Raw genomic sequence first — 8,081 nt, 5'->3', positions numbered from 1 at the left:
GCCCTTGGCCTCTCGCACCCGAACGCTGCCGCGTCCACCGCAAGCCCGGCTCGCGAACATGACGACCACAAGATCGCCCCTCAAGGATGAGCCGGGATGGCCAACACATACGCCGTTTCCGAATTTCGGTAAAGCGGAATATATTTGTGGAGAGGGGTTGACGGGATGGCGGGTGTTTTGCCCGACGGGCAGTCCTCCCATTCAACCTGCCACGGCCTTCTAGTCAAGCGACGCGCCTGCTCCGATGGAGAAGGCGAGTTCACCCTCTATCCACCACGCACTCCGCACCATCAATAACATAGGCTGCGTGACGAAAATCCCTGATGGTGGCGAGCTTGCCGGCGGACCAGTCGAGAAGCATGAAATATTTCGCCCGCCCGGCCGGCTTATTCGGATCGAACACGAGGATCGCGGGACGTCCCTCGACCTGCCCCGTCACCAGGTGCCAGTCGCTGTTCTTCGAATAATTGCCGAAATAGTTCGACACCTCGGCCTTGCCTTTCAGCCTGGTACGGTTGACGAGCTCGAGCCTGACGTCGTCGGCGATCATGGCGCGGATCGCGTCGAAGTCGCGGGCATTGAAATGGCCGACATAGGCGTTGAGTCGCGTGCGATCTGCTTCCGACAGGCCCGGCTGCGGCACATCGTCGGGCTCTCCGGCGAACTCCCGCAGCTGCGTGCGTCCGCGATGCAGCGCGGCCTTCACCGCCGGCAGGCTGAAATCCATGATGTCGCAGACCTCGGCAAGCGAGCAGCCGAGCACGTCCATCAGGATCACGCTGGAGCGCTGCGCCACCGGCAGCCGCATGAAGGTGCGAAGGCTGGTCGCGGCGATCTGGCGGCTTTCCACATCATCGAGCTGGTCGGCAATCATCTCCACCTCTTCAGCCGAGTGCAGCGCCTCCTGCCGGTTGCGGCGACGCAGGAAATCCAGCGCGGTGTTGTGCGCGATGCGAAACAGCCAGCCCTCCGTATTGACGGGCGTGACCGATTGCAGCGCTTCCATCGCCTTGATCAGCGCATCCTGCAACACATCCTCACCGTCGATGACCGAGCCGACCATGCGGGCGCAGTAGCGATGCAGTTTCGGCCGCATCCGCGCCAGCAGGGCCTCGGTATCGATGGTGGCCAGCGGGTCTGGCGCCATTGCTCCTCCGCTTCGCTTGTTCAGGACTCGTCCAGCATACGATAGTTGCCGACGATCCTCACATCACGAACCAGCGGCGGCTCCGCGCAGCGGTCGCGGATGCCGTCCTGGAACGTCTGAAATGCCTTGAGTTTCGGAATCGGGCTCGAGCCGTTTTCGGCCGCGGCCTCGACAAGATGGATGAAGGTGTCGTCCTCCAGCCGTAGCGTCAGGTAGCGCACGCCGTCCGGGCCGGCCGCCTTCAATTCGGCAAATACGGCCGAAACCAGCTCGGCATTCCGATCGGCCAGCTCCGGCCTGGCCTTGTACCTGATCAACGTCCTTCTCATCGCGCGCTCCTTGCTGATGTCGCGACCTGGTTCGCTCAAAATCGGGCAAATGGCCGCATCACCCCTAGGACGTTTGCCGGCAGGCGAAGGATGCGGCCCGGAACAAATTATTATTGGGCGCATCCTTTGCCGCTCAGCCCTCGTCTAGCCCGCAGAACGCGCCGCGACAGGCTGGCGCGACACACGGAGACAGGGCGATGCAGACCCCGATCAATCGCGCCGCGCAGAACTGGGTGCTCGGCGTCACCGCGCTGGCATCCTTCATGATGGCGCTCGATGCCATGATCATCACGACAGCATTCGCGACCATCCGCGCCGAATTCGGCAGCCCGGTCGAGACGCTGCAATGGACCGTCAACGCCTTCAATCTGACCTTTGCCGTGCTGCTCCTGACCGGCTCCGCACTCGGCGACCGCTTCGGTCGCCGCCGGATGTTCGCGGCCGGGCTCGCCCTGTTCGTCGTTGCATCGGCGGCCTGTGCGCTCGCAGGCAATGCCACCGCGCTGATCGCCGCCCGCGCGCTGCAGGGCGCCGGCGCCGCGCTGGTGATGCCGCTGGCAATGGCGATCCTGAGCGGCACGTTCGGCCGCGAGGAGCGCGCTCGCGCGCTCGGCATTTTCGCCAGCATCACCGGCTGCGCGCTGATCATCGGTCCCGCCATCGGCGGCTTCATTACCGAACATTTCGGCTGGCGCTGGGTGTTCTGGATCAACCTGCCGATCGGCCTGATCGCGATCGCCCTGGTACTGGCACGCTTGCGCGAAAGCTTCGGCCCGGCCGCCGCATTGGACATCCCCGGACTGGCGCTTGTCGCGCTTGCGGCGCTGGCGTGGGTGTGGAGTCTGTTGCGCGGCAACGCCGTGGGTTGGGCGAGCGCCGAAATCATGGCCGCGCTGATGGCAGGCCTGGTGTTCACAGCCGGCTTCGTTCTCTGGGAATTGCGCGCGACCGCGCCAATGGTGCCGATGCGGCTGTTTGCATCGCGGGCGCTTGCCTCCGGCATGTCCGCCAGCGTGCTGTTCTACGCCGCGATGTACGGCGTCTTGTTCCTGCTGCCGCAGTTCCTCCAGACCGCGCTGGGCTTCGACGCCTTCGGCGCCGGACTTCGCCTGCTGCCCTGGACCGCGACGCTGTTCGTCACCGCCCCGATCGCCGGCGCGGTCGTCAACAGGTTCGGCGAGCGGCCGCTAGTGGTGACGGGATTGCTGATGCAGGCGATCGGACTTGGCTGGATCGCGGAGCTCGTGAGCTCTGCGGTTACCTACTCCGCCCTGGTCGCGCCGCTGGTGCTGGCCGGCGTCGGCGTCTCGATGGCGATGCCGGCAGCACAGAACGCCATCCTGAGCTCGGTCGCGGTGGCCGAAATGGGCAAGGCGTCCGGCATCTTCAACATGGGCCGCTTCCTCGGCGGCATGTTCGGTATCGCCGCGCTGGTGGCGAACTTCTCGGCGCATGGCGGGGTCGATTCGGCCGCGCATTTCGAGAGCGGATTTGCCGCGGCGATGAGCCTCGCCGCGACGCTGTCACTGGCCGGCGCGATTGCGGGGTGTTTCCTGCCGGCACGGCGGCGGACCGCCGGAGCAGCCGCGCCGCAAGATGCGTGACACTGACAGCCATCAAAGCCGGAGGCGAGATGATCGCTTCGCGACCAAGTGCTGGCCTTCAATGATCGGCTAGCAGGTAGAATACCGGTTGCAGTTTCGACCACGCCGCCGCCGCGCCCAAGGCACTGTCAGGGCGCGGCGGCCTTGCGGACGATGCCGGCTGCGCGATCGGACTCGCGCTGGAGCTCTTCGCGGGTAACGATCCCGGTTGGCCCTGTGGCCGCGTCGACATCGACCGCGGCGACGCCCCCCGGCAGCGCCTTGACGTCGCTCCTCGATCACCTGCCCCGGCGAACAAGCGAATGCGCACGGGGCCGCGACGCCTTGGAGAAATTCTCTGGTTGGCGAAGCTATCGAGGCACGAAACCGAGAGATACTCGGTGATCTTCTCGGGCTCCAGGAGCCCGAGCTGGAACGAATGCGCAAAGACGGGGTCATCTAGCCCGTTGGGCAGCATCCTGTGACGATACCAACCGATTCTGCAGCAGCGGTCCCCTGCGGCGACGGGGCAGAAACAAAGGAAAGTCTCGCAGCAATCCGACCGCAAAAACGCCGACAACAAAACGTCGCACGAGACCCGTTTTGTTCTCAGCGACCCTTCTCGTCAGTTCTTGAAGAAGAGGGCTTATGCTTGGTGGGCGCACCAGGGCTCGAACCTGGAACCCGCAGATTAAGAGTCTCATCTTTCACAATAACTTTCAGCTACTTAGCTGTAAAACGCCGTCACAACAGCACTATCGAAATCAACAGGTTACAGACGAAATGTAAATTGCTCGGCGGCGCCTTCTGTACCTGCGACCGCTGCGTCCCGAACGCAGTGTACATCTTCTAAGTTGTTGATCTTTCTCTCATCGGCAGGTGCTTCCGTCCCGTTTTTGTTCACGCTCGTTTCACCCAATTCGTTGCGATTTCGTTGCGGCGGCGGCGAGGGAGAACGGCGCTCGGCGCGTCAGTGGGATCTTGGACTTGCGGCGGAGCAGCCGAGGCCTGCGAGGGTAAGCGTATTAGATTATGCGGTGATCTGTCGGGGGTTCGAGTCACTAGGGTGCTACCGTCTTTCCCCAACCAACCAGACCTGCGATATCTGATCCGATCCTTCGCGTGAGGCAGTTCATGGGCCTCGCACGATGGTCTGCACGGGTTGAACCATAATGGGCACGCACAGCAAACGGTCGCTGCCGTAGATGCTCGACACCCGGGCGCCACCGAAGTGCCGCCTACCGCTCGACACACGACACAACGACCCGGCAGAAATTGAAGGTGAAGCGTCCGTAGAGAAAGCCGCTTCCTGGCTCCAGTGCAGCCAGGCGATACGAATTGCCGAGAGCGCGGATAATCTCGACCATTTCCATGAATTCATGGTGCGTCAGCGCCGGGTGACGAAGCATGACATCGCGACACTCTCGAATGACATCGTCGCGGGCAAGTTCGGCAAGCCCTCCGTCAGCAACGCACGTCATATGCGCAAGGCCGCCTCGGGGTTGTTCAACTGGGCGGCTGAAGCGGGCCGCGACCATGTGACGGCCAGCCCCTGCGGACAAACTAAAACACCTGCACTAAGCCGACGTGCCCGAAATCCAACGACGGTCGATCTGAATCGCGACGATTACGAGGAACGGTCGAAACAGAGTGCCACGATCACGTGGCAGAGCGGACGCTGAATCGGTAAACCGCCGAGGTCTGCTTAGGCCGGCGGCTCCTCCACCGCGTCTTCAATTAGCTTGGCGGGCCTCGATCTCACCTCTTTCAATGGTAAGCGTCACGTCGGCAAAGGTTTCGAGCAGCTTTGGATTCGACTCGGTGATCAGCAGCGTAATGTCCTTATCCTGCAAACGAAGCCGCCGGAGTGCTTCCGCATATCGCTGCGCTAACACAGGCGCGAGACCCTGAAATGGCTCATCCAGGATAAGCAGCCGGGTACCAAGCATAAGCGCCCTCCCAAGCGCCACCATCTTGCCTTGGCCGCCCGAGACCGATCCCGCCGGACGTTTGGCAAGCTCTTTGAGTTCCGGCAGCACCGAATACGCTCGCTCCAGCCGCCGCCGCGTCTCGTCCGGATTCAGCTTGGCGACACGACCGGGAAGCAAAATATTTTCTTCGACGGTGAAGGCGGAAAACAGACGCCGGTCCTCAGGCGCGTAGCCAAGACCCAGCGACGGCCGGCGATGCGGCGCGATCGCTCCAAGATCTTCGCCGCCCAGACGAACGGTGCCGCTCGCTTTTGTGAAGCCCATGATAGTGCGCACGGTCGTGGTCTTGCCGGCGCCGTTTCGCCCGATAAGCGCTGCGCTCACACCCGGCAGCAGCGAGAAACTCACATTTCGCAACACAGGCGCGTCAGCAATCGCGACGTTGACATTCTCGAAACTCAGCATCGGTGTCATATCCCGATCACCTGTTCCCGGACCTTCGGGTCCGCCAGAACCTCAGCCGGCGTCCCAACCATCTGGATCTTGCCGACATTCCACACGGCGACGCGGTTGGCATAGCGCTCCACCATATCCATGTCGTGCTCGACGAAGACCGAGGTGACTTTCTCCTTTGCCAGCGCCGTGGTTAGAATGTCCATGATGGTGAGTTTCTCTGATGACGCGACGCCCGAAGTCGGCTCATCCATCAGGAGGAGCTTTGGCTTCAGCGCGAGCGCGAGTGCAATATCGACCAGCTTGCGTTGCCCTTCGGGCAGTTCGCGCGCCGTTCGTTCCGCATACGATTTGACACCGACGAGATCCAGCAGCCGCTTCATTTCCGGCACTTCCGGCATGAGAGAAAGAGCCTGGAAACCAGACGGACGGCCTCGCAGGGAGGCGGCCGCGATCAACATGTTCTCCATCACGGTCTGGTCGAGGAACAGCTGTGGTATCTGGAAGGCGCGGGCAATGCCGAGCCTGGTGATCGTACGTGGCAGCTGCGCGGTGATGTCGTGGCCGAGAAAGGTAACGGTGCCGGCTTGCGGCCGAAGATAACCGGTCGAGATGTTGAGGAACGTCGTCTTGCCGGCCCCGTTCGGCCCGATGATGGCAAGGTTTTCGCCTTCCAGGACGTCGAGGTCGATGCCATCGGCGGCGATGACGCCGCCGAACCGGATCTTGATGTTCTTGGCAGAAAGCAGGACGTTGGCCATTAATGCCCTCCCCGCCCGGATTGACCGTAGCGCTGGCGGAGGCCGATAAGGCCGTTCGGCGCGTAAAGAATGATGACGACCAGCACGACGCCGAGAATGAGCTGCCAAGAATCCGCCAGATGCGCCGCGGCATAGAACCGTACGCATTCGAACATCGCCGCGCCTGCAAACGCACCGAAAGCATGGGCGCTGCCACCGAGGATCGCGATGAACACGAACTCGCCGGACTTGGTCCAGAAGCCGAATTCGGGGGTCGCGATCTGCTGAATGATCGATACCAGAGTGCCGCCTATGCCGCCGAGAAATGCGGAGAACACGTAGCCGATGAGCAGCACGCGCCGCGCCGACATGCCAAGATATTCGAGCCTGGTTTCGTTAGATTTCATTGCCCGCAACATGTGACCGAGCGGGCTGTCGAGATAGCGTTGCACGCCGTAGAAGGCAGCAATCGCGACCAAAAGGCTCACGTAGAGAATAACGTATTGGAACGTCTCCGGCGTGAACGAAAACCCAAACAAGCCAGGACGGGCGACCCGGATGCCGTCCGCGCCGTTAGTGTAGTGGAACATTTTCTCGAGCAGCGACCACAAGACCATGGAGAATGCCAGGTTCAGCATTCCAAAGAAAATTTCCCTGTAGCGAACCACGAACAGGCCGACGATCAGGCCAAAAACGGTAGAGGTTATGCCTCCCAGCGCGAGAAAGATCAGGATATCGCCGCCGCCGATGTACTTGCCCCAGAACGCCGCGGTATAGGCGCCGGTGGCGAAGAACATCGCGTGTCCGAACGATACTTGTCCCGCCTGCAGCAACAGGACGATGCCGAGCACCACGATGCCCTTGGCGAGGATGAGCGCGAATAACGTCGCCCAGCTCGCGACGAAGAGCGGCAGTACCGCGCTGGCCAGAAACAAGATGATTGCGACTGCCGTGATCGGCTTGATACGGCCCGCCATCAGATTTTTCTCATCTGCACCGTACCGAACAGTCCGAACGGACGCACCAGAAGCACCAGTACCATCAGCAGATAGGGTACGAGAACTTCGAACTCCGGCTGCAGATAGATGACGAAGGCGCGCGTCAAACCGATCATAAGGGCCGTAAGGGCGGTGCCCTCGATCTGCCCCAGACCCGCAGTGGCTGCCACCGCGAACGAGAGCACGATCATGTCCGCGCCCATGCCGGGCACCAGCGACGTGGTCGGCGAAGCAAGCGCGCCGCCGAGCGCCGCCAGGCTCGCCCCGATGATGAACGTAATAGAGTAGACGCGTAGGGCGTCGATGCCGATGGCGGTTGACGCCTCCCGATCCTCGGTTACTGCTAGAATCACGGCTCCCGCAAGAGTTTTCCGCAAGAAGTAACGCAGTCCGAACAACGTCGCGACTGCCACGCCTGGAAGCAGGACGACCTGGTAGGACGTATAGTTCACGCCGAATACGCTGATGTTCGGCAACAGCTTCAAGGGCTCAGCAGCGAAGATGGGCTGCACGCCCCAGATCAGACGCTGCAGATTGTCCATGATCATGAAGGCCGCGAAGGTGATCAGGAGCTGCAACACGTCGTCTCGTCCGTAAAGCGGCCGCAACAGGAAGCGCTCGATGAAACCGCCGCACACAAACCCTATGACGATGGAGGCAACCAGCAATGCGGGATAGGTAAGCCACGGCGACACCTGCGCAATCACGAGGCTCAACGTCGCGGCGAGATAGGCGCCAAAGGCATAAAGCGACCCGTGCGCGACATTCACCACGCGAAGCACACCGAAAATCAGGCTCAGCCCGACGGAAACCAGGAACACCAAGGCGGCGTAACTGATCCCGTCAAGGACGGCCAATATGGCGAGAGTCGAATTCATGGAGACCTTCAGGAAAGCCGTC

The 8,081-nt window shown here is 61.9% G+C and carries 8 protein-coding genes; 2 read left to right on the top strand and 6 right to left on the bottom strand.

From position 1 onward, the window contains the following. Positions 1-259 precede the first annotated feature (259 nt). Positions 260-1,147: a sigma-70 family RNA polymerase sigma factor gene (locus IVB50_RS37545; protein WP_018460410.1), complete on the bottom strand. Its 888-nt coding sequence runs from the start codon at positions 1,145-1,147 to the stop codon at positions 260-262. Positions 1,148-1,167: 20 nt separating this feature from the next. Continuing rightward, positions 1,168-1,476 carry a hypothetical protein gene (locus tag IVB50_RS37540; protein WP_026234026.1) on the bottom strand — a complete coding sequence of 103 codons (309 nt, stop codon included), beginning with the start codon at positions 1,474-1,476 and terminating at the stop codon, positions 1,168-1,170. 197 nt (positions 1,477-1,673) lie between these two features. On the opposite strand from IVB50_RS37540, the gene IVB50_RS37535 reads away from it, so the two are divergent. Next, positions 1,674-3,080 carry a DHA2 family efflux MFS transporter permease subunit gene (locus tag IVB50_RS37535; protein WP_018460412.1) on the top strand — a complete coding sequence of 469 codons (1,407 nt, stop codon included), beginning with the start codon at positions 1,674-1,676 and terminating at the stop codon, positions 3,078-3,080. Positions 3,081-4,264: 1,184 nt separating this feature from the next. Continuing rightward, positions 4,265-4,741: a hypothetical protein gene (locus IVB50_RS37530; RefSeq protein ID WP_247299825.1), complete on the top strand. Its 477-nt coding sequence runs from the start codon at positions 4,265-4,267 to the stop codon at positions 4,739-4,741. Between the two features lie 51 nt (positions 4,742-4,792). Here IVB50_RS37530 and IVB50_RS37525 read toward each other — a convergent pair whose 3' ends face one another. From IVB50_RS37525 to IVB50_RS37510, 4 genes are read right to left on the bottom strand one after another with little or no spacing between them, the layout of a single operon-like run. Continuing rightward, positions 4,793-5,455, bottom strand: coding sequence for an ATP-binding cassette domain-containing protein (locus tag IVB50_RS37525; RefSeq protein ID WP_039801403.1), 663 nt, complete (start codon positions 5,453-5,455; stop codon positions 4,793-4,795). 5 nt (positions 5,456-5,460) lie between these two features. Next, positions 5,461-6,204, bottom strand: a complete 744-nt coding sequence (locus IVB50_RS37520; protein ID WP_018460416.1) for an ATP-binding cassette domain-containing protein — start codon at positions 6,202-6,204, stop codon at positions 5,461-5,463. Continuing rightward, the gene (locus IVB50_RS37515; protein WP_085359164.1) at positions 6,204-7,160 is read right to left on the bottom strand and encodes a branched-chain amino acid ABC transporter permease; all 957 of its coding nucleotides are present in this window, start codon (positions 7,158-7,160) and stop codon (positions 6,204-6,206) included. The genes IVB50_RS37520 and IVB50_RS37515 overlap by 1 nt, the downstream gene beginning before the upstream one ends. Then, complete coding sequence (locus IVB50_RS37510; protein ID WP_247299822.1) at positions 7,160-8,059, bottom strand: branched-chain amino acid ABC transporter permease; 900 nt, start codon at positions 8,057-8,059, stop codon at positions 7,160-7,162. The genes IVB50_RS37515 and IVB50_RS37510 overlap by 1 nt, the downstream gene beginning before the upstream one ends. Positions 8,060-8,081 lie beyond the last annotated feature (22 nt).

The organism is Bradyrhizobium sp. 87 (genome assembly GCF_023073015.1).
Lineage (GTDB): Bacteria > Pseudomonadota > Alphaproteobacteria > Rhizobiales > Xanthobacteraceae > Bradyrhizobium > Bradyrhizobium canariense_D.
Note: the sequence above shows the minus strand (reverse complement) of the source record. Positions and strands in the feature narration are given on the sequence as shown.

Bases quoted from the DNA above. Each gene is read 5' to 3' on its own strand.
- IVB50_RS37535 (WP_018460412.1), top strand. From the start codon at position 1,674: ATGCAGACCCCGATCAATCGCGCCGCGCAGAACTGGGTGCTCGGCGTC.
- IVB50_RS37545 (WP_018460410.1), bottom strand. From the start codon at position 1,147: ATGGCGCCAGACCCGCTGGCCACCATCGATACCGAGGCCCTGCTGGCG.
- IVB50_RS37515 (WP_085359164.1), bottom strand. From the start codon at position 7,160: ATGGCGGGCCGTATCAAGCCGATCACGGCAGTCGCAATCATCTTGTTT.
- IVB50_RS37510 (WP_247299822.1), bottom strand. From the start codon at position 8,059: ATGAATTCGACTCTCGCCATATTGGCCGTCCTTGACGGGATCAGTTAC.
- IVB50_RS37540 (WP_026234026.1), bottom strand. From the start codon at position 1,476: ATGAGAAGGACGTTGATCAGGTACAAGGCCAGGCCGGAGCTGGCCGAT.
- IVB50_RS37525 (WP_039801403.1), bottom strand. From the start codon at position 5,455: ATGCTGAGTTTCGAGAATGTCAACGTCGCGATTGCTGACGCGCCTGTG.
- IVB50_RS37520 (WP_018460416.1), bottom strand. From the start codon at position 6,204: ATGGCCAACGTCCTGCTTTCTGCCAAGAACATCAAGATCCGGTTCGGC.
- IVB50_RS37530 (WP_247299825.1), top strand. From the start codon at position 4,265: ATGCTCGACACCCGGGCGCCACCGAAGTGCCGCCTACCGCTCGACACA.